The sequence below is a fragment of the Ramlibacter sp. MAHUQ-53 genome (assembly GCF_052600055.1).
Genome location: NZ_JBQWTS010000001.1, coordinates 509,594 through 532,781, shown reverse-complemented (window position 1 = coordinate 532,781; position 23,188 = coordinate 509,594). Strand labels below are relative to the sequence as shown.

The window sequence follows — 23,188 nt, the reverse complement described above, 5'->3', positions numbered from 1 at the left end:
CGGTTAGGATGGCGTGCCTTTGCACGGGCCGTGCCCGTGCTGCCCACCCCCTACACAAGGAGATACGCATGACCGAAAAAGCCACCCCCGCCAAGCGCGCCGCCAACCCGGCCTTCATGAAGGCCATGAAGCCCAGCGCCGCCCTGGCCGCCGTGATCGGCGCCGAGCCCCAGCCGCGCACCGAAGTGACCAAGAAGATCTGGGAATACATCAAGAAGCACAACCTGCAGGACGCCGCCAACAAGCGCAACATCAACGCCGACGCCAAGCTGCTGGCGATCTTCGGCAAGCCGCAGGTCACGATGTTCGAGATGACCAAGCTGGTGAACGCCCACCTGTCCTGATCCTCCTGCACGGCCCGGCATGACGCCCGGGCCGTGAACCATCGTGGCTCGGGCGTCACGGACCCGGTCGCGGCCTCGCCGGGAGGCCGGACCGGAGCTCCCATGACCTCTCCAGACATCCGCCTCGATGACGCCGCGCAAGCCTGGCGCAACTTCTCCCGGGATACTCCCCCTCCTTCGTCCTTCCAGCGCGCCGTGGCCCGTTTCTGCGGCCGCTACGTGTCCGTGGCGCTCGTGTCCCGGCTGCCGGTTCTGCGTCGCATCGTCACGGCTTGCAGGGACTGGGACTCGCGGGACGCACGCCTGCGCAGTCGATTCGTGAGGGAGAGCCTGCGTGCCGAAGGATGTCGTCTGCCGGTGAGGGTCCTGGCCAGCGTCGTGGACGACATGGCCCCTCGGCAGACGGCTGTCGATGAAAAGACAATTTTTGCGATCTATGGGGCTGTCGGGCGCCTGAACCCGAGGCCGCTCCCCCCTGTCGATCGATCGCTGGAGCTTCCGGCAATGCATGTGACATCGACCGCATCGACGCTGGTGCAGTCGGCCGCCCCGCCGACCGAGTCGCCCAGGGGGCACGGCGATGCGGGCGTGGTGCCCCCCGTGGATCCCGACGATGCGGGGTTGATGTGGGACCTGATCGCGATGCAGGTGGACAACGAGATCCTCGATGACGTCGAGGCCCCTGCCCTGGATCGCTCCATGCTTGAAGATCCGGTTGCCCTGGACCGCTTCAGCGCAGAGGTCGAGCAACATGTGGCACGGATCGAGGGCGCCGAGCGAGCCGTGAAAGTCGCTCGGTCGATCGCGATGAACTGACCGTTTGCAAAACGAGCCTTCCATCGACTAATGTGAGTATGGCGCGCCGATGGCGCCACGCCTTGGCGCTGCGTGCCGAAAGGATCCGCCATGGCCTCTCCCTTCTCAAGACACGTCCGCCGCCCGGACCCGTCCGGGCAGCCGCAGATGCCCGAGGCGAAGGACAGCATGCCCGCTCGCCCCACCGACACCGCCTGGCACCTGGGCGACTGGCTGCGGGCCCGCTTCGAGGGCGCGCGCAGCATGATGCCCTGGGCCATGCCCGCGGGCATGTCGGGCGACTCGTCGATGGTGAGCCGCGAAGGCATGCCGGCGCACGATGTCCATGCCGAGGCGATGCGCCGCATCATGGGCATGTACGAGGACCGGGTGCATGCCGCCGAGGCGCAACTCGATGCGGACGAGGCCCACGCGGTCACGGTGCGCCTCGGTGCCCTGGTCGACGTGCTGGTGTCCAGCATCCAGGACACCCCCGACCACCTGCTGGCGAAGATGCTCGACCACTCGATGATGCAGGACTACGAGCGTCGCTTCGACGAGGTGATGCGCCTGCCGCACCCCTCGGACGGCGACCACCACTGAGGCCGGGGCGGCGCCAGCCGCCCGCAGGCCATCAGCCGGGGATCACCCAGGGATCAGAACGGCGCGTCCTGCGCCGGTGCGTCGCCCGCGGCGGGCGCATCGGCGGCCGGCGCTGCCTCTGCGGCATCGCCGGATTCTTCCGCGGCCGCGGGCACAGCCTGGCGCAGGGCCGCCTTCTCGCCGGCGCCGGCGAATTTGCTGTACTTGTGCAGGATCGGCACCAGCTGGCCGTACACGCGCGGCGCGCCGGCCAGGCATTCCTTCTGCTCGAGGAAGTCGGACTCGCCGGTGAAGTTGCCCACCAGGCCGCCGGCTTCCTGCACCAGCAGCGAGCCGGCCGCCACGTCCCAGGGCGCCAGGCCGGTCTCGAAGAAGGCGTCGGTGAAGCCGGCCGCCACATAGGCCAGGTCCAGCGCCGCGGCGCCGGGGCGGCGCAGGCCGGCGGTGCGGGGCATGATGTCCGCCATCATGCGCAGGTAGTTGTTGAAGTTGTCGCCGGAGCGGAACGGGAAGCCGGTGGAGATCAGGCACTGGCGCAGGTCGGTGCGCTTGCTCACGCGGATGCGGCGCTCGTTCAGGAAGGCGCCGCGGCCGCGGGTGGCGGTGAACAGGTCGTTGCGGGTGGGGTCGTACACCACCGCCTGTTCAACCTTGCCCTTCACGGCCAGGGCGATGCTCACGCAGTACACCGGGAAGCCGTGGATGAAGTTGGTGGTGCCGTCCAGGGGATCGATGATCCAGACGAAGTCGGAGCCCTGGCGGCCCTCGGTGCGGCCCGACTCCTCGGCCCAGATGGCGTGGTCGGGGTAGGCGGTGAGCAGGGTCTCGATGATGGCCCGCTCGCTGGCGTGGTCCACCTCGGTCACGAAGTCGTTCACCTGTTTCTGCGAGATGCGCACGGATTCCACATCAAGCGCGGCGCGGTTGATGATGGCGCCGGCGGCGCGGGCGGCCTTGATGGCCATGTTGAGCATCGGGTGCAGGGTGGACGACATCGGTGGTAAAGGGCTGGGCGCGTCCGCGGGCGGACGGGAAGGCCCGGCGATGCGGGCGGCGACAATAGGCCCGTATTCTACTTTCGACGCGTGAAGACCCGTTTCATCCTCATTCAGACCAGCCACGCCGGCAATGTCGGGGCCGCCGCCCGGGCCATGAAGGTCATGGGTTTCGACGACCTGGTGCTGGTCGACCCCCGCTGGCCCGACGTGCTCCAGCGCGAGGAAACCCTGCAGCGCGCCAGCGGCGCCACCGACATCCTCGAGCGCGCCCGCATCGTCGCCACGCTGGACGAGGCGCTCGACGGCGTCTCCCACCTGTGCGCCACGGCCATGACCCCGCGCGATTTCGGTCCCCCCACTGCGGCCCCGCGCGAGCACCTGGCGGGACTGGTGGCCGCGCCCCAGCCGCCCGATGGCGTGGCCTTCCTCTTCGGCCCCGAGCGCTTCGGCCTGGCCAATGCCGACGTGTACCGCTGCCACGTGGCCCTGAGCATCCCCACCAATCCCGAGTTCGGCTCCCTGAACCTGGCCTCGGCGATCCAGGTGATCGCCTACGAGTGGCGCCAGGCCCTGGGCGGCTACACGGTGGCCCCGCCGGCGCCCCCGGCCGAGGCCGACGCGCAGTCGGTGGCGGGCCTGCTGGCCCACTGGGAGCGCTCCCTGGTGGAGATCGGCTTCCTCGACCCGGCCGCGCCCAAGAAGCTGATGCCGCGCCTGAACCAATTGTTCAACCGGGCCCGGCTCACGCCCGAGGAAATCCATATCCTGCGCGGCGTGGCGAAGTCCATGAGCCAAGCTGCCCGATCCCACAAGGGCTAGACTGCGCGCCATGTTCAGCCGCTTGCGTTCCGATATCCAGTGCATCCTCGACCGCGACCCTGCCGCGCGCAGCAAGTGGGAGGTGGTCACCTGCTATCCGGGCCTGCATGCGCTGGTGCTGCACCGCGTGGCCCACTGGTTCTGGGGGCGCGGCCTGCGCTGGCTGGGGCGCTTCACTTCGCAGTTTTCGCGCTGGGCCACCGGCATCGAGATCCACCCCGGCGCGAAGATCGGTGACGGCGTCTTCATCGACCACGGCATGGGCGTGGTGATCGGCGAGACCGCCGAGGTCGGCGACGGCTGCACCATCTACCAGGGCGTCACCCTGGGCGGCACCTCGCTGACCAAGGGCGCCAAGCGCCACCCCACCCTGGGCCGCAACGTGGTCGTGGGCGCCGGCGCCAAGGTGCTGGGCGGCTTCGAGGTGGGCGACGGCGCGGCCATCGGCTCCAATGCGGTCGTGACCAAGCCGGTGCCCGCCGGCGCCACGGCGGTGGGCATCCCGGCGCGCATCATCCAGGCCGAGGACTCGGCCCGCCGCGAGGAAGTGGCCAGCAAGATGGGTTTTTCCGCCTACGGCATTACCCAGAGCGACGACCCGCTGTCCCAGGCCATGAAGGGCCTGATCGACAACGCCGCCTCCCAGGAGCACCAGATCGCGCTGCTCTGGGCCGCGATCGAGAAGCTCTCCACGAAGCAGCAGGACTGCGTGCCGCTGGATGCGGCCAAGAAGGAGAGCTTCGAGGCCGACAAGCTGCAGCAGCTGGTGGGCAAGTAGCCCGGCGCCCGGTCAGGTGCGTGGCAGCACCGTGAGGACCCGGGCCACGAAGGCCTGCATCTCGACGAGGTAGTTGGCCAGGAACTCCCGCACGCGCTCCTCGGTCACCGTGCCGTCGTCCGTGATCAGCCCGGGCTTGAACTGGATGTAGGCCTCGACGGTGTTCATCAGCGGCGAGTTGCAGAAGCACAGCACGCTGCGAAGGTGGCTCTGCGCCACGGCGGTGCCGATCGAGCCCGGCGAGGTGCCGATCACGCCCGAGGCCTTTTTCGAGAAGGCATTCTGGCCCCAGGGCCGGCTGGCCCAGTCGATCGCGTTCTTCAGGCAGCCCGGGATCGAGCGGTTGTACTCCGGCGTCACGAACAGCACCGCGTCGCAGTCGGCGATGGCCTGCTTGAAGGCGCGCGCCACCGGCGGGTAGTCGGCGTCGTAGTCGGGGCTGTACAGGGGCAGGTCGCGGATCGGGATCTCCACCATCTCCAGCTGCGGCGGGGCCAGCTTCACCAGGGCCCTGGCCAGGAGGCGGTTGATGGAGGTGGAGGACAGGCTGCCGACGAAATAGCCGACCTTGTAGCGGGTCATGGGATCTCCTTCGCGGGGGCGGCGCCGGGACCGCCCCGGCGCCAGGAGTCACTCTAGGAGCCGGGCGCGCCCGCCACAAGCGGCGTCCGTAGCCAGACGCGAAGGGATCAGGCCTTGGGCGGGCGGATCGCGTTCTTGGGCCGGAAGGCCTTGCACACCGCCTCGTCGGCCTCGAGGTAGGGGCCGCCGATCAGGTCGATGCAATAGGGCACGGCGGCGAAGATGCCGGGCACCAGGCTCCTGCCCTCGGCGTCCTTCAGGCCCTCCAGCGTCTCCTGGATGGACTTGGGCTGGCCCGGCAGGTTGATGATCAGGCTGCGGCCCCGGATCACCGCCACCTGCCGCGACAGGATGGCCGTGGGCACGAATTTCAGCGAGATCTGGCGCATCTGCTCGCCGAAGCCGGGCATCTCCTTGTCGGCCACGGCCAGGGTGGCCTCGGGGGTGAGATCGCGCGGCGCCGGGCCGGTGCCGCCGGTGGTGAGCACCAGCGAGCAGCCGGCGTCGACCAGCTCGACGAGGGTGGCGCTGATGCGGTCCTTCTCGTCGGGGATCAGGCGCGGCTCGAAGGTGATCGGGTTGCGCAGGGCGCGGGTCAGCCAGTCCTGCAGGGCGGGCAGGCCCTTGTCCTCGTAGACGCCGCTGGAGGCGCGGTCGCTTATGGAGACGATGCCGATCCTGACCGGGTCGAAATCACTCATCGCCGTCGTCCTCGCCGCTGTCGGCGGCTTCATCCGCGCGGGCCGCGTCGAGCTGCTCGCGCACCAGCTGGAAGATCTCGCGGTAGGCACGGCCCTGGCGCGGGGCCTGGCCCCTGGATACCGCGTCGGCATCCGGCGCGGGCCGGTCCTTGCGGGCCTGGCGCACCAGGGCGCGCAGCTGCTGCGAGTCGGTGCCGGGGTACTGGGTGAGCCATTCGCCCACGGCCTCGTCGCGCTCGATCAGGTCGTCGCGCCAGCGCTCGGCCAGGTGCAGGGCCATCGTCTCGGCGGCCGAGCCTTTCTGCTGCACCTCGAGCGCGGCGCGGATCGCGTCGACCTGCGCCTCGTCGAGCTGGCGCATCAGCTTGCCGACGAACTGCATCTGCCGGCGCTTGCCCTCGAAGTTGGTGATGCGGCCGGCCTCGGCCAGGGCCTCGACCAGCTTGTCGGGCAGCTGCAGTCCGTCGAACAGGTCGCGGCGCAGCGTCATGAGATCCTGCCCGAGCTTCTGCAGCTCGGTGCTCTCGCGTTTCAGGTCGGTCTTGCTGATCTCCGAGCCTTTGAGTTCGGCCTTGAGCTGCAGGTCCAGTTCGCTGCCTTCGGCGACGAACTGGCCGCGCACGAAGTAGCCTCGTTTGGGTTTGCGTGACATGGTGGGAATCAGGGAGCGCGGCCATTGCCGCGACGGGGTCGCAAGTATCATAGCCCCGCCATGACGAAGACCTCCGACCGCGCCGAATCCGGCTTCTCGTACAGCCGTGCCCACTTCGAACACCTGGTGGACACCGCCCTGGCCCACGCCAAGCGGCTGGGGGCCACCGACGCCGGCGCCGAGGCCTCCGAGGGCTGCGGCCTGAGCGTCTCGGTGCGCAAGGGCGAGCTGGAGAACGTGGAGCGCAACCGGGACAAGTCCCTGGGCGTCACCGTCTACATCGGCCAGCGCCGGGGCAATGCCAGCACCTCCGACTTCTCGGAGGCCGCCATCCGCCAGACCGTGCAGGCGGCCTACGACATCGCCCGCTTCACCGCCGAGGACCCGGTGGCCGGCCTGCCCGACGCGCAGGACATCGCCCAGCCCCACGAGCAGCCCGACCTCGACCTGTTCCACCCCTGGGCCATCGACAGCGAGCAGGCGGCGCAGATGGCCCTGGCCTGCGAGGCCGCGGCCCTCAAGACCAGCCGGAAGATCACCAACAGCGAGGGCGCGGGCGTCTCCGCGCAGCAAAGCCACTTCTTCAGCGCCCACACCCGGGGCTTTCGCGGCGGCTACGCCAGCTCGCGGCACTCGCTGTCGGTGGCGCCGATCGCCGGCCGCGGCGACAACATGCAGCGCGACGCCTGGTACAGCTCCATGCGCGACGCCCGGGACCTGGCCTCGCCCGAGGCCGTCGGCCGCTACGCCGCCGAGCGCGCGCTCTCGCGCCTGAACGCCCGCAAGATCTCCACCCGCGAGTGCCCGGTGCTGTTCGAGTCGCCGCTGGCCGCGGGCCTGCTGGGGTCCTACGTGCAGGCCACCAGCGGCGGCGCCCTGTACCGCCGCAGCACGTTCCTGCTGGACTCGCTGGGCAAGCAGGTCTTCCCCAGGCATGTGGACATCACCGAGGATGCCCATGTCCGTGGCGGCAAGGGCAGCGCCCCGTTCGACGAGGAGGGCGTGCGCACCGGCGCGCGCCAGGTGGTGGAGGCCGGCAAGGTCGGCGGCTACTTCCTCTCCAGCTACTCGGCCCGCAAGCTGGGCATGCGCACCACCGGCAACGCCGGCGGCTCGCACAACCTGGTGCTGACCTCGCGCCGCACGAAGACGGGGGACGACCTCGACGAGATGCTGCGCAAGCTGGGCACCGGCCTGTTCGTGATCGAGCTGATGGGGCAGGGGGTGAACTACGTCACCGGCGACTACTCGCGCGGCGCGAGCGGCTTCTGGGTCGAGAACGGCGAGATCGCCTTCCCGGTGCAGGAGATCACCATCGCCGGCAACCTCAAGGACATGTTCAAGGGCATCGAGGCGATCGGCGCCGACGCCTACAGCTACGGCGCCAAGACCGTGGGCTCGATCCTGGTCAACCGGATGAAGGTCGCCGGCAGCTGATTCCCCTCCGTCCCCCACGGGGGAGGGGCCGGCCGGAGGGGGCGCCTGCCCCCTGCCTCAACCCGCCAGGGCCGCCTTCACCGCGGCGGAGACCTGGCCCATGTCGGCCTTGCCCGCCAGCTTCGCCTTCACCGCGCCCATGACCTTGCCCATGTCGCCGGGGCCGGAAGCGCCCAGCTCGGTGACGATGGCCTTGACCTCGGCGGCCACTTCCTCGGCGGACAGGCGCGCCGGCAGGTAGGCCTGCAGCACCGCCATCTCGGCGGCTTCCTTGTCGGCCAGGTCCTGGCGGGCGGCCTTCTGGAAGGCGTCGATGCTGTCCTTGCGCTGCTTGATCAGCTTGTCGACGATGGCGACCACGCCGGCGTCATCCAGTTCGACGCGCTCGTCCACTTCCTTCTGCTTGATCGCGGCCTGCAGCAGGCGGATGGTGCCCAGGCGCTCCATGTCCTTGGCGCGCATGGCGGCCTTCATGTCGTCGCTGAGGGTCTGCTTGAGGGACATGGTCTTCTCCTTGAGGGATTCGGGTGATTCTGAAAAAACGAAAGCCCGCGCGGGCGTCCCCGGGCGGGCTTTGTGGATGCCTAGGCAGCCGGGAAGCTGATTAGTACAGCTTCTTGGGCAGCTGCATGCTGCGCACGCGCTTGTAGTGGCGCTTGACGGCGGCGGCCTTCTTGCGCTTGCGCTCGGCGGTGGGCTTCTCGTAGAACTCGCGGGCGCGCAGTTCGGTCAGCAGGCCCAGCTTTTCGATGGTGCGCTTGAAGCGGCGCAGGGCCACGTCGAAGGGCTCGTTTTCTTTGACACGGATGGTCGTCATTCGTCTTTGGATCCAAATTGGTGCTGCAAGAAGATCGGGCTTGCAGCGGGGGTTCCCCGGCTATGTAGTTGATCAGGCCGCCGGGGGTTTGCCAGCAAAGCCCCAGATTATAGCCATTGTGAAGGGCATGCCAAACAGCCGGGGCCGCTCAGGTCCGCAGGCTGTCCAGGAAGGCCCGGGCGCGGGGGCTTTGCGGCCGCTCGAAGAAGGCGGCCGCAGGGGCTTCCTCCATCACCTGGCCCTGGTCCATGAACACCATGCGGTCGGCCACCGCCCGGGCGAAACCCATCTCGTGGGTCACGCAGACCATGGTGATGCCCTGGCCGGCCAGCTCGGTCATCACGCCCAGCACCTCGCCCACCATCTCCGGGTCCAGCGCGGAGGTGGGCTCGTCGAACAGCAGCACCTGGGGCTCCAGGCACAGCGCCCGGGCGATCGCCACCCGCTGCTGCTGCCCGCCCGAGAGCTGCAGCGGGAATTTGTGCGCCTGGTCGGCGATGTGCACCCGCTCGAGCTGCGCCAGCGCCGTCGCCTCGGCCTGCGCGCGGGGCAGCTTCTGCGCATGGATCGGGCCCAGGGTGAGGTTGTCCAGCACGCTCAGGTGCGGAAACAGGTTGAATTGCTGGAACACCATGCCCACCCGGCGGCGAACCTCCCGGATGGCGCGCTCGTCCTGCCGGCCCTCGGCCTCCAGCGTGACGCCGCCCACCACCAGCCGGCCCTCCTGGAACGGCTCCAGCGCATTGACGCAGCGGATCAGGGTCGACTTGCCCGAACCGGAGGGGCCGCACACCACCACGCGCTCGCCGCGGCGCACCTGCAGGTCGATGTCGCGCAGCACATGGAAGTTGGGGCCGAACCACTTGTTGACCTTGTCGAAGCGGATCAGGGTGTCTGGGGTCATTCAGCGGGCCTGCGAGCGCGCCTGCCGTTGCTCGACCCACAGGCTGTAGCGGGACATGGCGGCGCAGAAGATGAAGTAGATGACGGTGATGAACAGGTAGCCCTCGGCCAGGAAGGGGCGCCACTCGGGGTCGCCGGAGAGGGCCAGGCCGAGGGAGCCGGTGAGTTCGTACAAGCTCACGATGGTGACCAGGGAGCTGTCCTTGAAGATGGAGATGAAGCTGTTCATCAGGCCGGGCACCACCGCGCCCAGGGCCTGCGGCAGCACCACCCGGCGCTGGGTCGCCCACCAGCCCAGGCCGACGCTGGCGGCGGCTTCGAGCTGCCCGCGCGGCACGGATTGCAGGCCGCCGCGGATCGTCTCGGCCAGGTAGGCCGCGGCGAACAGGGCGATGCCCGCCACCACCCGCACCAGCACGTCCGGCGTGGTGCCGGGCGGCAGGAACAGGGGGAACAGGAAGCTGGCCATGAACAGCACCGAGATCAGGGGCACGCCGCGCACCAGCTCGATGTAGGCCGCGCACAGCGTGCGGATGGCGGGCATGCCGCTGCGCCGGCCCAGCGCCAGGGCCACCGCCAGCGGGAAGGCCAGCACGATGGCCAGGGTGCTCAGGACCAGGGTCAGGGGCAGGCCGCCCCAGTGGTCGGTGGGCACGCGGGCCAGGCCGGCCACGCCCCCATGCAGCAGGGCGAAGCAGGCCGCGCCGGCCAGCGCCCAGGCCAGCACCAGCCATTTCGACCAGCACCGGCGGATGCCGCTGGCGGCCACCATCACCAGCAGCAGCCCGGTGGCCAGCACCGGCCGCCACTGCGCCTCCAGCGGGTAGCGTCCGAGCAGGATCACCCGGTACTTCTCGGCGATCACGCCCCAGCAGGCGCCAGTTCCGCGGGCGGCCTGGCAGGCGTTCGCGTCGGGCTGCCAGACGGCCCGCCACAGGGCCCAGTCCGCCAGGGGCGGCAGGGTCCAGGCGATCCAGGCCAGGAAGGCGAGGGTGGTCAGGCTGCCCAGCGTTCCGCCGAACAGCTCGCGGCGCAGGCGCGCTGCCAGGCCGCCGGGGGCGGCGGGCGCCGGGCGGGCCGGCAGGAAGCCATCACGGGCCCGGGCGGCCTGGGTGGGCGGGGTGGCTTCGTCCATGGCCTCAGCGCTCCCGCAGCGCGGCGCGCCGGTTCACGAGTCCCATGGCCAGGGCGGTGGCCAGCGACAGCGCCAGGTAGACCGCCATCACGATCGCGATGCACTCCAGCGCCCGGCCGGTCTGGTTCAGGCTGGTGTTGGCGATGGACACCAGCTCGGGATAGCCCACCGCCACCGCCAGCGACGAGTTCTTGGTCAGGTTCAGGTACTGGTTGGTCAGGGGCGGCACCATGACCCGCAGCGCCTGCGGGCCGGTGACGCGGCGCAGCACCTGCCAGCGGGTGAGGCCGATGCTCTGGGCCGCCTCCACCTGGCCGCGCGGCACGGCGGCGATGCCGGCGCGCACCACCTCGGCGACGAAGGCCGCGGTGTAGAACGACAGGCCCGCCAGCACCGCCAGGAATTCCGAGGTCAGCGTCGCGCCGCCCTCGATGGCGAAGGCGCCCGGCGCGGGCACGCTCCAGTGCCAGCCGGCCTCGCCGGGCGCGGGAAAGGGCAGGCTCAGGCCCGCCTTGCTCACGAACACCGCCTCGCCCCAGCGCCAGGCCTGGGCCGGCTCGGGCAGGGTCTCCATCAGCAGCAGGTACCAGACCAGCAGCTGCACCAGCAGCGGCACGTTGCGGAAGGCCTCGACGTAGGCGCGGCACAGGGCGCGCACCGGCCCGTTGGGCGAGAAGCGGCCCACGCCGACCGCCGCGCCGACCACCGTGCACAGGACGATGGCGGCCACCGCCACCCGCAGGGTGTTGAGCAGGCCCACCCCGAAGGCCTTCCAGTAGGCGTCGGCCGCGTCGAAGGCGATCGGCTGCTCGCCGATGTCGAAGCCGGCGGGCTGGGTGAGGAAGTCCCAGCCGCTGCGGATGCCGCGGGCCGCCATGTTGGCCTGGGTGTTGTGCGCCAGCCAGGCGACCAGGCCCAGCACCGCGGCCACCGCCAGCGCCTGCCACACCAGGGCGCGGGTGGCCGGGTTGCGCCAGGACCAGGCGGCGCGCGGCGCGGGCGGCGCCGGCCGCGCCGGGATCGGGGCGCGGGCGCTCAACGCACCGGCAGGGCGTACATCAGGCCGCCCTGGGTCCAGAGCTGGTTCTTGCCGCGCGGCAGGCCCACCGGGGTCTTCTCGCCGACGTTGCGCTCGTAGATCTCGCCGTAGTTGCCCACCGCGCGGATCGCGCGGGCCAGCCAGTCGCGGTCCAGGCCCAGGGGCTTGCCCATGTCCTCGGTGGTGCCGAGCAGTCGGCCCACCACCGGGTCGGTGGTCTCGGCCTTGAGCTTGTCGACGTTGGCGCGGGTGATGCCGTTCTCCTCGGCCTCGACCAGGCCGTGGATCACCCAGCGCACGATGGACTGCCACTCGTCATCGCCGCGGCGCACCAGCGGGCCCAGGGGCTCCTTGGAGATCAGCTCCGGCAGGATCACGTGGGCCTTCGGGTCCTGCGCCTCCTTGGCGCGCACCGAGGCCAGGCCCGAGGCGTCGGTGGTGTAGGCCTGGCAGCGGCCGGCGAAGTAGGCGGCGTTGGCGGCGTCGAACTTGTCGAACACCACCGGCTTGAGATTGAGCTTGAAGGTACGGGAGAAGTCGGTGAGGTTCTTCTCCGAGGTGGTCCCCGACTGCACGCAGACGGTGGCGCCCTTGAGCTGCTTCGCGCTCTTCACGCCCGTCTTGGCCGGGACCATGAAGCCCTGGCCGTCGTAGAACACCACCGCGGTGGTGGCCAGGCCCATGGAGGCGTCGCGGGTGAGGGTGACGGTGGTGTTGCGCGAGAGCACGTCCACCTCGCCGGATTGCAGGGCGGTGAACCGCTGCTGCGAGGCCAGGGGCACCCACTTGACCTTGTCGGGGCTGCCCAGCACGGCGGCGGCGACGGCGCGGGCGATGTCCACGTCCAGCCCGCTCCAGCGGCCCTGGCTGTCAGCCGCGGAGAACCCCGGCACGCCGGTGCTCACGCCCACGGCGATCTGGTCCTTCTGCTTGATCGTGTCCAGCGTCTTGCCCGCGTGGGCGCTGGTGAGGGCCGCGAGCAGCGCGGCGAGCAGGGTCAGGCGAATCGGTTTCATGGGGGCCTCTCTGTTCTGCCGGCCGCCCCGGGGCGGGGTGGCCGGGCTGCGTGCGCAGCGCGCCCGAGTCTACCGGCGCGCTCAGGCGCGTGCAGCCGCCTCGGCCTGCCGCTGCGCCATCCCCTGCGCGCAGGCCCAGCCGCTGGACCAGGCCCACTGGAAGTTGTAGCCGCCCAGCCAGCCGGTGACGTCGACCACCTCGCCGATGAAGTACAGGCCCGGCTGGCGCGACTCCATCGTCTGCTGCGACAGCTCGCGCGTGTCCACGCCGCCGGCGGTGACCTCGGCCTTCTTGTAGCCCTCGGTGCCGGTGGGCACCAGCTCCCAGGCCGCCAGGCGCTGGGCCAGGGCGGCCAGGGCCTTGTCGGAGGCCTCGTTCACCGGGCGCTGCAGGCCCGGGTCCTGCTGCACCCAGGCGTCGGCCAGGCGCGCGGGCACGAAGGCCGCCAGCTCGTTGGCCACCAGCCGGCGCGAGCGCGCCTTGGCCTCGGCCAGCGCGCCGGCCAGGCTGGCGCCGGGCGCGAGGTCCAGGCGGATCGGGGCGCCGGGCTTCCAGTAGCTGGAGATCTGCAGCACGGCGGGGCCGGACAGGCCGCGGTGCGTGAACAGCAGGTCCTCATCGAACGCCATGCGCTCCTTCTTCGCGCCGGTCTCGATACGCACCGGCAGGGCCAGGCCGGCCAGCTGCGCGTAGGGCGTCCAGGCCTCGCCGTCGAAGGTCAGGGGCACCAGGGCGGGGCGGGTCTCCACGATGCGCAGGCCGAACTGGCGGGCCAGGCGGTAGCCGAAGTCGCTGGCGCCGATCTGGGGGATGGACAGCCCGCCGGTGGCGACCACCAGCTGCGGCGCGCGCACGGCACCGCGGTCGGTGTCGACCTCGTAGCCGGTGGCTTCCGAGTGGCGTACCGCCTCCACCTTGCACGGCTGCCAGCGCTGCACGCCGCCGGCCTCGCACTCGGCCAGGAGCATGCGGATGAAGTCCTCCGAGGAGCGGTCGCCAAAGAGCTGGCCCTTGTGCTTCTCGTGGAAGGGGATGCCGTGGCGCCTGACCAGGTCGATGAAGTCCTGCGCGGTGTAGCGGGAGAGGGCGGAGCGGCAGAAGTTCGGGTTCTCGCCCAGGAAGTGCTTCTGCGGGGCGCGCGGGTCGAGGTCGCGGTTGGTGAAGTTGCAGCGGCCGCCGCCGGCGATGCGGACCTTCTCGGCGACCTTGGCGCCATGGTCGATGACCAGGACCTTCAGGCCCAGCTGGCCGGCGACGCCGGCGCAGAACAGGCCGGCCGCGCCGGCACCGATGATGACGGCGTCGAACTGTTGCATGGGGTGCCGAGTGTAGTCGGCGGGGTGCCGCGCCCCCGGGCGCGGCAGGCAGGCCGGGATCAGGCCGCGCGGCGCTGCGCCTCGCGGGCGCTGGCGGCGGCGACGCCGGCCATGACGTCGCCCACCACGATGACCGCGGGGCTGCCCAGGCCCTCGCGGGCGATGGCGGCGGGCAGCTCGCCCAGGGTGCAGCCCACCTGGCGCTGGTGGGGCAGGCTGGCGTGCTGGATCACGCCCACCGGGGTGGAGGCGGGCAGGCCGGCCAGCAGGCCCTGCTGGATCTCGCGGCAGCCGCTCACGCCCATGTAGATCACCAGGGTCAGCCTGGCCGAATGCGCCGCCGCGGACAGGGCGGCCCAGTCGGTGCCGGCATCGCCGGGCTTGGCATGGCCGGTGACGAAGACGACGCCGTGGGCGTGGTCCCGGTGCGTCAGCGGCACGCCCAGCGAGGTCACGGCGGCCAGGCCGGCGGTGATGCCGTTGACCACGGTCACCGGGATGCCGGCGGCCTGCAGGTGCTCGCGCTCCTCGCCGCCGCGGCCGAAGATGAAGGGGTCGCCGCCCTTGAGGCGCACCACCACCTCGCCCTCGCGGGCGGCGGTGATCATGAGCTTCTCGATGAAGGCCTGCGGCGTGCTCTTGCAGCCGCCGCGCTTGCCCACGTGCACCACCCGGGCGGTGGGGGCGGCCAGGGCCACGATCTCGTCGCCGACCAGGTCGTCCACGAACACCACGGTGGCGGACTGGATCGCCTTGACGGCCTTGAGCGTCAGCAGCTCCGGGTCGCCGGGGCCTGCGCCCACGAGGGTGACGGTGCCGGGGAATGCCATGGGTGTCTCCGAGAAATTCATGCCTGCAACGCCAGTTGCACGATGTGTGCCACCTGGGTTGCGATCGAGGCCGGCAAGGGCAGGTTCCCGGCCATCACCCGGCGGATATAGGCCGCGGTGGCGGCGGCGTCAATCGCGGCGGGCATGTCGGGCAGGTCGGTCAGGGTGCCCTTGCGGCCTTCCTCGAGCAGCACGCGCCGCCCTCGGATGAATCCTTCCATCTTCGGCAGCCGGCGGGCGTCGGCCACCGGCTCGCCCTCGGTGCCGCGCAGCAGCAGGGCGGTGGCGCCCACGCGCTCGAAGACCTCGGCCATGGAGATGGCGTATTCGGGGTGGGTGTAGCTGCCCACCACCACGGCCGGCCCCTCGCTGGGGTTCATCAGCTTGACCAGGCTGTGGGCCGAGTTGCGCAGGCCGACCACGCGGCGCACATCGAGCAGGCGCTGCAGCCCGGGGCACAGGGTCGCGGTGGGCAGGAAGGCCACCTCCCCGGGGGCGATGGCGCGCACCGCGTGCAGCGGGGCGATCTCGAGGGCGCGCAGCACGGCGGGCGCGGTGACCCGGCTGCCCTGCACGACCTCGGTGGCCGCGCCGTGCACCAGCACCGGCAGGCCCTCGCGCGCCACCAGCAGCGCCAGCAGGGGCGTGAGCACCGGCAGCTTGCGCGCACCGTTGTAGCTCGGAAGCACCACCAGGGTGCGCTCGCCCGCCGGCACCCGCTGCATGCGCGAGGCGGTGGCGTCCAGGAAGCCGGCCATCTCGTCGGCCGTCTCGCCCTTGATCCGCATGGCCAGGCAGAACGCGCCCACCTCCAGGTCGCTCACGCTGCCATCGAGCAGCTGGCCGAACAGGTCGGCGGCCTGCTCGCGCGTGATCGCGCGGGCGCCGTCCTTGCCGCGGCCGATGTCCTTGATGTAGTGGCTGATGCTGCCCATGGGGCGAGATTGTCGGGGATGGCTCATGACTTCCAGCGATAAGCTGATTCAGGCCACCCCCGCCGCCGCCCTCACGCGGCCTGGGCCGCGGGCATCGTCGCCCGCACCAGCCGCTTCAGCTCCGGCACGCAGGAGCCGCAGTTGGTGCCGCACTTCAGGTCGGCCTGCAGGCTTGCCAGGCGGGCGTCCGGCCCGCCGTGGCAGGTGGCCAGGCGGTCGCGGATCGCGTCCTCGGTGATGTTGAAGCAGGTGCAGACCTGCTTGCCCCGGGCCTGCACCGCCACCGGCGCCTTGGCGCCGGGCGAGAGCAGCAGGCGGCCGTAGGCCTGGGCGGGCAGTTCGTCCTGCAGCAGGGCCTTGATCCAGGCCTCGGAGGTGGTGTCGCCGGCCAGCACGAAGGCTTCCAGCCGGGCCTCGCCATCGGCCTGGCGCGCCAGGCGCATGGCGCGGCGCTGGCCCTTGCGCGGGTCGGCGTAGCGGATCGCGTCGGCGCCGGACAGCCCCAGCAGCGACTCCAGCCGCGCCAGCACCTCGGCGGGCGGCGCCTCGTAGGCGGCGGCGCGCAGCAGGAGGCCGGTGCGCTCGCGGCCGAAGGGCACGCAGGTGGCGAAGGGGAACCGCGTCATCATCTGCCGGCATTGCTCGCGCACCGCGAGGGCGTCGTCCTCGGGCAGCCAGGCCACCGCCAGGAGCGACCAGGGCATCTCGGCTTTCAGGATCTTCACCGCGGCGTGCTTCAGCTCGGGCTGCTTGGAGCCGGGGCAGTAGGCCGAGGTGGTGAGCTGGTTGACGCCGGCCAGGGGCTCGCCGGTGCTGGAGACGCCGCCCAGGAACTCGCCGCCCCAGTGCATGCCCATGAAGGCCTGCGAGGGCGCGACCTCGCTGGACGCCTGGGCCGGCACCACGATGGAGCCGCGCTTGGAGGTGACGTGGACCAGGTCGCCCTCGGCCAGGCCGCGGCGCGCCATGTCCTGCGGGTGCATCTGGATCACCGGCTCGGGCACATGCCCGAACAGCCGGCCCAGGGTGCCGGTGCGGCTCATGCCGTGCCACTGGTCACGCAGGCGGCCGGTGATGAGGGAGAAGGGAAAGCGTGACTCGCGCGGCTCGGCCACCGGCACGTAGGCCACGTCGGCGAAACGGGCCTTGCCGTCGGCGGTGGGGAAGATGCCGTCCTCGTAGAGGCGGGCCCGGCCCTGGTCCTCGCCGGGGCGCAGCGGCCACTGGCGCGGCGCCTCCTCCAGCATGGCGTAGGTCAGGCCGGTGATGTCCAGGTCGCGGCCGCGGGTGGATTCGCGATGCTCGAGCCAGACCTGTTCCGGGGTCTCGTACGGGAACAGCGTGGGCTGGCCGGGACGCAGGCGGGCCTCGAGGCGGCGCGCGAAATCCAGCGCGATCTGCCAGTCGTGCCGGGTGCCGCCGGGGGCGGCCACGGCGGGACGCACGCGGCTGATGCGGCGCTCGGAGTTGGTGACGGTGCCGTCCTTCTCGCCCCAGGTGGTGGCGGGCAGGAGCAGGTCCGCGTAGTCGCACGTGGCCGTGGTGGAGAAGGCCTCCTGCACCACCACGAACTCGGCGCGCTGCAGCGCCCGGCGCACGGTGGCCTGGTCGGGCATGGACTGGGCCGGGTTGGTGCAGGCGATCCACAGCGCCTTGATCTCGCCGTCGGCCGCGGCCTGGAACATCTCCACCGCGGTCTTGCCCGGCTTGGCGGGCACGTCGGGCAGGCCCCAGAGCGCGGCGACCTCGGCGCGGTGCTGCGGGTTGGCCAGGTCGCGGTGCGCGGACAGCAGGTTGGCCAGGCCGCCCACCTCGCGCCCGCCCATGGCGTTGGGCTGGCCGGTCAGGGAGAAGGGGCCGGCGCCGGGGCGGCCGATCTGGCCGCAGGCCAGGTGCAGGTTGATCAGGGCGGCGTTCTTGGCCGTGCCGTTGGCGGACTGGTTCAGGCCCTGGCAGTACAGGCTCAGGGTGGCCGGCGAGGCGGCGAACCACTTCGCCGCGGTGTGCAGGTCGGCCACCGGGATGCCGCAGGTGCGCGAGACCGCCTCGGGCGTGCAGTCACGCACGCGGGCCTTGAGCGCCTCGAAGCCGGTGGTGCGGGCCTCGATGTAGGCCGGGTTCGTCCAGCCTTCCCACAGCATGATGTGCAGCAGGCCGTGGAACAGCATCACGTCGGTGCCGGGCTCGATCGGCAGGTAGAGGTCGCAGATCTCGGCGGTGTCGGTGCGGCGCGGGTCGCAGAAGATCACCTTCATCTGCGGCCGCTTCGCCTTGGCCTCCTCGATACGGCGGAACAGGATCGGGTGCGCCCAGGCGGTGTTGCTGCCGACGATGAACAGGCAGTCGGCATGGTTCACGTCGTCGTAGCAGGCGGGCGGCGCGTCGGCGCCCAGCGTGAGCTTGTAGCCGGCCACCGCGCTGGACATGCACAGGCGCGAGTTGGTGTCGATGTTGTTGGTGCCGACCAGGCCCTTGGCCAGCTTGTTGAAGACGTAGTAGTCCTCGGTGAGCAGCTGGCCCGAGACATAGAAGCCCACCGCGTCGGGGCCATGGGCCTCGATGGTGCGGGCGAACTTGCGCGCGGCCAGGTCCAGCGCCGCGTCCCAGCCCACGCGGTGGGCGGGGGCGCTGCGCTCCTCGCGCAGCATCGGGTGCAGCAGGCGGGCCTGGTGCGTGATGGGGGCGGAGGCCGTGTGGTGCAGGGTCGAGCCCTTGGTGCACAGGCGGCCGAAGTTGGCCGGGTGCAGCGGGTCGCCGCGCACGCCGGTCACCTGGTCGCCCTGCGATTCGATGATGACGCCGCAGCCCACCCCGCAGTAGGGGCAGGTGGAGCGGGTTTCCTTCAGGGTCATGGGCAGGCGGTGGTGCGCCGGGCCGGGCCGGCGATGGGTCGGGATTCGGTGAGGGCCAGGGTGGCGAGCTCGTTCGCGTCGAGGTAGACGGCGCCGCCGTCTACCTTGACCGAGAAGCGCTGGGTGCAGCCCTGGTCGGGCGCGCGGGCCGCGCCGTCCTCCAGGCCGATGGTCCAGTTATGGAGCGGGCAGGCCACCTGGGTGCCGAAGACGATGCCCTGCGACAGCGGGCCGCCCTTGTGCGGGCAGCGATCGAGCAGGGCGAAAACCTGGCCGGCGTCGTTGCGGAAGACGGCCACGTCCAGGCCCTGGGGGCGTTGCACGCGGCGCGCGCCGAGCACGGGGATGTCCTCGACCCGGCAGATCAGTTTCCAGTCGTTGTTCATGGTCACACCTTGGGCGCGGGGAGGGTGGAGAGGGCGGGAAGCCTGTCGAACTGGCGGGTGTCGACCCGGGCCTGCTCGAAGTCGAACCACGGGTCGGGCTCGCCATCGAGCGCGAACTGCAGGCGTTCCCACAGCGCCTGGCGGCCTTCATGGTCCTCGAGGATCTTCTGCTTCACGTAGTCCAGGCCGACGCGGCTCACGTAGTGCACGGTGCGCTCCAGGTACCAGCCTTCCTCACGATACAGCTGCAGGAAGGCGCCGCTGTATTCCAGCACCTCCTGCGCGGTCTTCAGCTTGCACAGGAAGTGGGCCACCTCGGTCTTGATGCCGCCGTTGCCGGCGATGTAGATCTCCCAGCCGGAGTCCACGCCGATCACGCCCACGTCCTTGATGCCGGCCTCGGCGCAGTTGCGCGGGCAGCCGGAGACGGCCAGCTTGACCTTGTGCGGCGCGTACATGCGCCACAGGGCGCGCTCCAGGTCCTTGCCCATTTGCGTCGAGTCCTGGGTGCCGAAGCGGCACCACTCGCTGCCCACGCAGGTCTTCACCGTGCGCAGGGCCTTGGCGTAGGCATGGCCGCAGGGCATGCCCAGGTCCTGCCAGACGCCCACCAGGTCCTCCTTCTTCACCCCGAGCAGGTCGATGCGCTGGCCGCCGGTGACCTTGACGGTGGGGATCTGGTACTTGTCCACCACGTCGGCGATGCGGCGCAGCTCGCCGGCGGTGGTCTCGCCGCCCCACATGCGCGGGATCACCGAGTAGGTGCCGTCCTTCTGGATGTTGGCGTGCGAGCGCTCGTTGATGAAGCGGCTCTGCGGGTCGTCCTGCGCCTCGCGCGGCCAGGTCGAGATCAGGTAGTAGTTGATCGCGGGGCGGCAGGTGGCGCAGCCATTGGGGGTGCGCCACTCCAGGAACTTCATGGTGTCGGCCACCGTGAGCAGCTTGTTGGCGCGGACCGCTTCGCGCACGTCCTGGTGCGAGTGCTCGGTGCAGCCGCACAGGGCCTTCTTCTTCGGGGTGGCGGAGTAGTCGCCGCCGGCGGTGAACATCAGGATCTGTTCCACCAGGCCGGTGCAGGAGCCGCAGCTGGCGCTGGCCTTGGTGTGCTTGCGCACCTCGTCCAGGGTGAACAGGCCCTTGTCCTTGATCGCCTTGCAGATCGTGCCCTTGCTCACGCCGTTGCAGCCGCAGACCTCGGCGTCGTCGGGCATGGCGGCGGCCTTGCTGTGGCCCTCGTGTCCGGTGTCGCCGATGTTGGACTCGCCGAACATCAGCTTGTCGCGGATGTCGGCCACGCTGCGGCCCTCGCGCAGCAGCTTGAAGTACCAGCTGCCGTCCACCGTGTCGCCGTAGAGGCAGGCGCCGACCAGCTTGTCGTCCTTCAGCACCAGCTTCTTGTAGACCCCGCCGAAGGGGTCGGACATGACGATCTCCTCGGTGCCCTCGCCGCCCATGAAGTCGCCGGCGGAGAACAGGTCGATGCCGGTCACCTTGAGCTTGGTCGAGGTGAGCGAGCCGACATAGCGGCCGATGCCGTACTGCGCCAGGTGGTTGGCCGCCACCTTGGCCTGCTCGAACAGCGGGGCCACCAGGCCGTAGGCGATGCCGCGATGCGCGGCGCATTCACCCACCGCGTAGATGCGGGCGTCGGTGACCGTCTGCAGGGTGTCGTTGACCACGATGCCGCGGTCGCAGTGCAGGCGCATGGACTGGGCCAGCTCGGTGTTGGGCCGGATGCCCGCGGCCATCACCACCAGGTCGGCGGGGACCTCGGTGCCGTCCTTGAACTGCACGGCCTTCACCCGGCCGTCCTCGCCGCCCACCAGCGCCTGGGTCTGGGCCTTCATCAGGAACTTCAGGCCGCGTTCCTCCAGCGACTTGCGCAGCAGGCCGCCGGCCACGTCATCGAGCTGGCGCTCCATCAGCCAGTCGTTCACGTGGACCACGCTGACGTCCATGCCCCGCAGCTTCAGGCCGTTGGCGGCCTCCAGGCCCAGCAGGCCGCCGCCGATGACGACCGCGTGTCTGTACTTCGACGCGGCGTCGATCATGGCCTCGGTGTCGGCGATGTCGCGGTAGGCGATCACGCCCTGCAGGTCCTTGCCCGGCAGGGGCAGGATGAAGGGGTTGGATCCGGTGGCCAGGAGCAGCCGGTCGTAGGGCGCCTCGGTGCCGTCGTCGGCGCGCACCACGCGGCGCACGCGGTCCACCGCCACCACCTTCCTGCCCGCGTGCAGGGTGATGCCGTTCTCGCGGTACCACTCCCAGGAGTTGAGGATGATCTCGTCCACCGTCTGCTCGCCGGCGAGCACCGGGGACAGCAGGATGCGGTTGTAGTTCGGGTGCGGCTCCGCGCCGAACACGGTGATGTCATACAGGTCGGGCGCGATCTTGAGGAGCTCCTCGATCGTGCGCACGCCGGCCATGCCGTTGCCGACCATCACGAGTTTCAGTTTCTTCATGATCGATTCCTTTCAGTGAAGCAGGGAGTGGGCCCGCGCCTTCGCTACGATGGGCGCATGGCACTGGATGTGGATATCGGCTGGCACAGCGTGCGCGGCCCGAGGGACGACAACGAGGATTTCGCCGCGGCGCAGGAGGCGCCGCCCCACGAGGCGCAGCGAGGCCTGGTGGCCGCCATCGCCGACGGCGTGTCCACCGGCGGCCGCGGCCGCGAGGCGGCCCAGAGCACGGTGATGTGCGTGGTGCAGGACTACTTCGGCACGCCGCCGACCTGGGAGACCAGCGTGGCGCTCGACCGCCTCATCGGCGCACAGAACGCCTGGCTGGCCGCCAGCAACCGGCGCAATGCGCGCGGCGCCATGACCACGCTCACCGCGCTGGTGCTGCGGGGCCACAGCTACACCCTGGCCCACGTGGGCGACACCCGGGCCTGGCTGCTGCGCGGCGGCGAGTGGACGCAGCTCACGCAGGACCATGTCTTCGACCACCCGGACATGAAGAGCCGGCTCACCCGCGCCATCGGCCTCGACGAGCGGGTGCATGTCGACTACCTGCAGGGCGAGCTGCAGGCCGGCGATGTCTTCGTGCTGACGAGCGATGGCGTCCATGGCGTGCTCGCAAGCAAGCAGCTGGCCAGCGCCGCGGCCCAGGCCGCCGCCAGCGCGCAGGCGGCGAGCCAGGCGATGGTCGATGCCGCCCTCAAGGCCGGCAGCTGGGACAACGCCAGCGCCCTCGTGATCCATGTGCGCGAGCTCGCCGCGATCCGCCTGGAGGACGTGCTGCTCGGCGCGCGCCAGCTGCCGGTGCCCGGCCCCCTCAAGGTGGGCGATGTCCTGGACGGCTTCACCGTGACCGCGCGCGTGGCCGACACCGGCGTGCACCGCCTCTACCAGGCCCGCGACGGCGCCAGCGGCGCGCTGGTGGCGATCAAGACGCTGCACGAGGCCCGCGCCAGCGACCCGCAGGAGCGCGCCATGCTGGCCCACGAGGCCTGGCTGGGCCTGCGGCTCGCGGAGCAGGGCGGTGCGGACACCGGCTTCATCGGCGTGCGCGAGCCGCGCGCGCCCAGCGCCTTCTACGCCGTGTTCGACTGGCATGCCGGCGCCACCCTGGAGCAGCTCCTGGCGCAGCGCCAGGCCTTCGCCGTGGGGCAGGTGGTGGCGGGCGGCATCGCCGTCGCCAAGGCCCTGGGCCGGCTGCACCGCCAGGGCGTGATCCACCGCGACATCAAGCCCGGCAACCTGCACCTGGGCGACGACGGCCGCTGGCGCATCCTGGACCTGGGCGTGGCCGTCTCCGGGCAGGAGTCGGCCCTGGACCGCACCCTGCACGCCGGCACGCCCAGCTACATGAACCCCGAACAGTGGGAAGCGCCCGAGGGCGAGGCGGTGGCCGACGCCCGCAGCGACCTCTACGCCCTGGGCGTCACGCTGTACCAGTGGCTCACCGGCCACCTGCCGTACGGCGAGGTCGAGCCCTACCAGCTGGCCCGCTTCCGGCGCGACCCCAAGGCCCCGAGCCGGCTGCGGCCCGACGTGCCGATCTGGCTGGACCACGTGGTGCTGCGCGCCGTGGCGCGCGACCCGCGCCAGCGCTTCGAGACCGCCGAGGAACTGGTGCTGGCCCTGGAGCGCGGCGCCTCGCGCCCGCTGGAGCGGCCCGCCGCCACGCCGTACTTCGCGCGCGACCCGGCCGGCATCTGGAAGGCCGCCCTCGCGGCCTCCGCAGCGCTCAACCTGCTGCTGCTGTTCTGGCTGCTGTTCCTGCCTCGATGACATCGCGGGGC

At 71.1% G+C, this 23,188-nt stretch carries 23 protein-coding genes; 7 read left to right on the top strand and 16 right to left on the bottom strand.

Translation table 11 applies throughout. The annotated features are described in order from the left end of the window. Positions 1-68 precede the first annotated feature (68 nt). The 3 genes from ACT80S_RS02400 (at position 69) to ACT80S_RS02390 (ending at position 1,742) form a co-directional block, all read left to right on the top strand. Complete coding sequence (locus tag ACT80S_RS02400; RefSeq protein WP_377412123.1) at positions 69-344, top strand: SWIB/MDM2 domain-containing protein; 276 nt, start codon at positions 69-71, stop codon at positions 342-344. A 102-nt stretch (positions 345-446) separates the two neighbouring features. Continuing rightward, complete coding sequence (locus ACT80S_RS02395; protein ID WP_377412120.1) at positions 447-1,160, top strand: hypothetical protein; 714 nt, start codon at positions 447-449, stop codon at positions 1,158-1,160. A gap of 168 nt (positions 1,161-1,328) precedes the next feature. After that, positions 1,329-1,742: a hypothetical protein gene (locus ACT80S_RS02390; RefSeq protein ID WP_377412117.1), complete on the top strand. Its 414-nt coding sequence runs from the start codon at positions 1,329-1,331 to the stop codon at positions 1,740-1,742. Positions 1,743-1,795: 53 nt separating this feature from the next. On the opposite strand, the gene ACT80S_RS02385 is transcribed toward ACT80S_RS02390, so the two are convergent. Then, positions 1,796-2,737: an inositol monophosphatase family protein gene (locus ACT80S_RS02385; protein ID WP_377412114.1), complete on the bottom strand. Its 942-nt coding sequence runs from the start codon at positions 2,735-2,737 to the stop codon at positions 1,796-1,798. 90 nt (positions 2,738-2,827) lie between these two features. On the opposite strand from ACT80S_RS02385, the gene ACT80S_RS02380 reads away from it, so the two are divergent. Both ACT80S_RS02380 and cysE read left to right on the top strand, forming a co-directional pair. Further along, entirely contained in the window at positions 2,828-3,559 is a 732-nt protein-coding gene (locus ACT80S_RS02380) for an RNA methyltransferase (protein ID WP_377412112.1), read from the top strand. 10 nt (positions 3,560-3,569) lie between these two features. Beyond that, positions 3,570-4,337: a serine O-acetyltransferase gene (gene cysE, locus ACT80S_RS02375; protein WP_377412109.1), complete on the top strand. Its 768-nt coding sequence runs from the start codon at positions 3,570-3,572 to the stop codon at positions 4,335-4,337. Positions 4,338-4,349: 12 nt separating this feature from the next. On the opposite strand, the gene ACT80S_RS02370 is transcribed toward cysE, so the two are convergent. The 3 genes from ACT80S_RS02370 to yjgA form a co-directional block, all read right to left on the bottom strand. Continuing rightward, positions 4,350-4,919, bottom strand: a complete 570-nt coding sequence (locus tag ACT80S_RS02370; protein WP_377412106.1) for an NADPH-dependent FMN reductase — start codon at positions 4,917-4,919, stop codon at positions 4,350-4,352. 107 nt (positions 4,920-5,026) lie between these two features. After that, on the bottom strand, positions 5,027-5,620 hold the full coding sequence (gene mog, locus ACT80S_RS02365) for a molybdopterin adenylyltransferase (protein ID WP_377412103.1): 594 nt from the start codon (positions 5,618-5,620) through the stop codon (positions 5,027-5,029). Further along, on the bottom strand, positions 5,613-6,272 hold the full coding sequence (yjgA, locus tag ACT80S_RS02360; RefSeq protein ID WP_377412100.1) for a ribosome biogenesis factor YjgA: 660 nt from the start codon (positions 6,270-6,272) through the stop codon (positions 5,613-5,615). Before yjgA ends, mog begins: the two co-directional genes overlap by 8 nt. Before the next feature lie 60 nt (positions 6,273-6,332). Here yjgA and pmbA point away from each other — a divergent pair, with 60 nt between their 5' ends. After that, positions 6,333-7,709, top strand: a complete 1,377-nt coding sequence (gene pmbA, locus ACT80S_RS02355) for a metalloprotease PmbA (protein WP_377412097.1) — start codon at positions 6,333-6,335, stop codon at positions 7,707-7,709. A gap of 57 nt (positions 7,710-7,766) precedes the next feature. On the opposite strand, the gene ACT80S_RS02350 is transcribed toward pmbA, so the two are convergent. The 12 genes from ACT80S_RS02350 to nirB form a co-directional block, all read right to left on the bottom strand. After that, positions 7,767-8,213 (bottom strand): GatB/YqeY domain-containing protein, encoded by a 447-nt coding sequence (locus ACT80S_RS02350; protein WP_377412094.1) that lies wholly within the window; start codon positions 8,211-8,213, stop codon positions 7,767-7,769. A 100-nt stretch (positions 8,214-8,313) separates the two neighbouring features. After that, the gene (rpsU, locus tag ACT80S_RS02345) at positions 8,314-8,526 is read right to left on the bottom strand and encodes a 30S ribosomal protein S21 (protein WP_012346814.1); all 213 of its coding nucleotides are present in this window, start codon (positions 8,524-8,526) and stop codon (positions 8,314-8,316) included. Between the two features lie 148 nt (positions 8,527-8,674). Further along, positions 8,675-9,430, bottom strand: coding sequence for an amino acid ABC transporter ATP-binding protein (locus ACT80S_RS02340; protein ID WP_377412091.1), 756 nt, complete (start codon positions 9,428-9,430; stop codon positions 8,675-8,677). Then, a complete protein-coding gene (locus ACT80S_RS02335) occupies positions 9,431-10,564 on the bottom strand; it encodes an amino acid ABC transporter permease (protein ID WP_377412088.1) in 1,134 nt (377 codons plus the stop codon). Positions 10,565-10,568: 4 nt separating this feature from the next. Next, positions 10,569-11,603: an amino acid ABC transporter permease gene (locus ACT80S_RS02330; protein WP_377412085.1), complete on the bottom strand. Its 1,035-nt coding sequence runs from the start codon at positions 11,601-11,603 to the stop codon at positions 10,569-10,571. Beyond that, complete coding sequence (locus ACT80S_RS02325; RefSeq protein ID WP_377412081.1) at positions 11,600-12,619, bottom strand: amino acid ABC transporter substrate-binding protein; 1,020 nt, start codon at positions 12,617-12,619, stop codon at positions 11,600-11,602. The genes ACT80S_RS02330 and ACT80S_RS02325 overlap by 4 nt, the downstream gene beginning before the upstream one ends. An 81-nt stretch (positions 12,620-12,700) precedes the next feature. Next, positions 12,701-13,936 (bottom strand): BaiN/RdsA family NAD(P)/FAD-dependent oxidoreductase, encoded by a 1,236-nt coding sequence (locus tag ACT80S_RS02320; RefSeq protein ID WP_377412078.1) that lies wholly within the window; start codon positions 13,934-13,936, stop codon positions 12,701-12,703. Positions 13,937-13,995: 59 nt separating this feature from the next. After that, positions 13,996-14,766: a uroporphyrinogen-III C-methyltransferase gene (gene cobA, locus ACT80S_RS02315; protein ID WP_377412075.1), complete on the bottom strand. Its 771-nt coding sequence runs from the start codon at positions 14,764-14,766 to the stop codon at positions 13,996-13,998. A gap of 17 nt (positions 14,767-14,783) precedes the next feature. Then, positions 14,784-15,728 (bottom strand): DNA-binding protein YbiB, encoded by a 945-nt coding sequence (gene ybiB / locus ACT80S_RS02310; RefSeq protein WP_377412072.1) that lies wholly within the window; start codon positions 15,726-15,728, stop codon positions 14,784-14,786. Between the two features lie 44 nt (positions 15,729-15,772). Continuing rightward, positions 15,773-18,547, bottom strand: coding sequence for a nitrate reductase (locus ACT80S_RS02305; protein WP_377412627.1), 2,775 nt, complete (start codon positions 18,545-18,547; stop codon positions 15,773-15,775). A 2-nt stretch (positions 18,548-18,549) separates the two neighbouring features. Then, positions 18,550-18,939, bottom strand: a complete 390-nt coding sequence (gene nirD / locus ACT80S_RS02300) for a nitrite reductase small subunit NirD (RefSeq protein ID WP_377412068.1) — start codon at positions 18,937-18,939, stop codon at positions 18,550-18,552. Between the two features lie 2 nt (positions 18,940-18,941). Then, positions 18,942-21,401 carry a nitrite reductase large subunit NirB gene (gene nirB, locus ACT80S_RS02295; RefSeq protein WP_377412065.1) on the bottom strand — a complete coding sequence of 820 codons (2,460 nt, stop codon included), beginning with the start codon at positions 21,399-21,401 and terminating at the stop codon, positions 18,942-18,944. Between the two features lie 57 nt (positions 21,402-21,458). Here nirB and ACT80S_RS02290 point away from each other — a divergent pair, with 57 nt between their 5' ends. Beyond that, the gene (locus tag ACT80S_RS02290) at positions 21,459-23,177 is read left to right on the top strand and encodes a bifunctional protein-serine/threonine kinase/phosphatase (RefSeq protein WP_377412063.1); all 1,719 of its coding nucleotides are present in this window, start codon (positions 21,459-21,461) and stop codon (positions 23,175-23,177) included. The last annotated feature ends 11 nt before the right edge of the window (positions 23,178-23,188 follow it).

Coding starts and splice junctions, on each gene's coding strand:
- ACT80S_RS02400 (WP_377412123.1), top strand. CDS start 69: ATGACCGAAAAAGCCACCCCCGCCAAGCGCGCCGCCAACCCGGCCTTC.
- ACT80S_RS02395 (WP_377412120.1), top strand. CDS start 447: ATGACCTCTCCAGACATCCGCCTCGATGACGCCGCGCAAGCCTGGCGC.
- ACT80S_RS02390 (WP_377412117.1), top strand. CDS start 1,329: ATGCCCGCTCGCCCCACCGACACCGCCTGGCACCTGGGCGACTGGCTG.
- ACT80S_RS02385 (WP_377412114.1), bottom strand. CDS start 2,737: ATGTCGTCCACCCTGCACCCGATGCTCAACATGGCCATCAAGGCCGCC.
- cysE (WP_377412109.1), top strand. CDS start 3,570: ATGTTCAGCCGCTTGCGTTCCGATATCCAGTGCATCCTCGACCGCGAC.
- ACT80S_RS02370 (WP_377412106.1), bottom strand. CDS start 4,919: ATGACCCGCTACAAGGTCGGCTATTTCGTCGGCAGCCTGTCCTCCACC.
- mog (WP_377412103.1), bottom strand. CDS start 5,620: ATGAGTGATTTCGACCCGGTCAGGATCGGCATCGTCTCCATAAGCGAC.
- yjgA (WP_377412100.1), bottom strand. CDS start 6,272: ATGTCACGCAAACCCAAACGAGGCTACTTCGTGCGCGGCCAGTTCGTC.
- pmbA (WP_377412097.1), top strand. CDS start 6,333: ATGACGAAGACCTCCGACCGCGCCGAATCCGGCTTCTCGTACAGCCGT.
- ACT80S_RS02350 (WP_377412094.1), bottom strand. CDS start 8,213: ATGTCCCTCAAGCAGACCCTCAGCGACGACATGAAGGCCGCCATGCGC.
- rpsU (WP_012346814.1), bottom strand. CDS start 8,526: ATGACGACCATCCGTGTCAAAGAAAACGAGCCCTTCGACGTGGCCCTG.
- ACT80S_RS02340 (WP_377412091.1), bottom strand. CDS start 9,430: ATGACCCCAGACACCCTGATCCGCTTCGACAAGGTCAACAAGTGGTTC.
- ACT80S_RS02335 (WP_377412088.1), bottom strand. CDS start 10,564: ATGGACGAAGCCACCCCGCCCACCCAGGCCGCCCGGGCCCGTGATGGC.
- ACT80S_RS02325 (WP_377412081.1), bottom strand. CDS start 12,619: ATGAAACCGATTCGCCTGACCCTGCTCGCCGCGCTGCTCGCGGCCCTC.
- ACT80S_RS02320 (WP_377412078.1), bottom strand. CDS start 13,936: ATGCAACAGTTCGACGCCGTCATCATCGGTGCCGGCGCGGCCGGCCTG.
- cobA (WP_377412075.1), bottom strand. CDS start 14,766: ATGGCATTCCCCGGCACCGTCACCCTCGTGGGCGCAGGCCCCGGCGAC.
- ybiB (WP_377412072.1), bottom strand. CDS start 15,728: ATGAGCCATCCCCGACAATCTCGCCCCATGGGCAGCATCAGCCACTAC.
- nirD (WP_377412068.1), bottom strand. CDS start 18,939: ATGAACAACGACTGGAAACTGATCTGCCGGGTCGAGGACATCCCCGTG.
- nirB (WP_377412065.1), bottom strand. CDS start 21,401: ATGAAGAAACTGAAACTCGTGATGGTCGGCAACGGCATGGCCGGCGTG.
- ACT80S_RS02290 (WP_377412063.1), top strand. CDS start 21,459: ATGGCACTGGATGTGGATATCGGCTGGCACAGCGTGCGCGGCCCGAGG.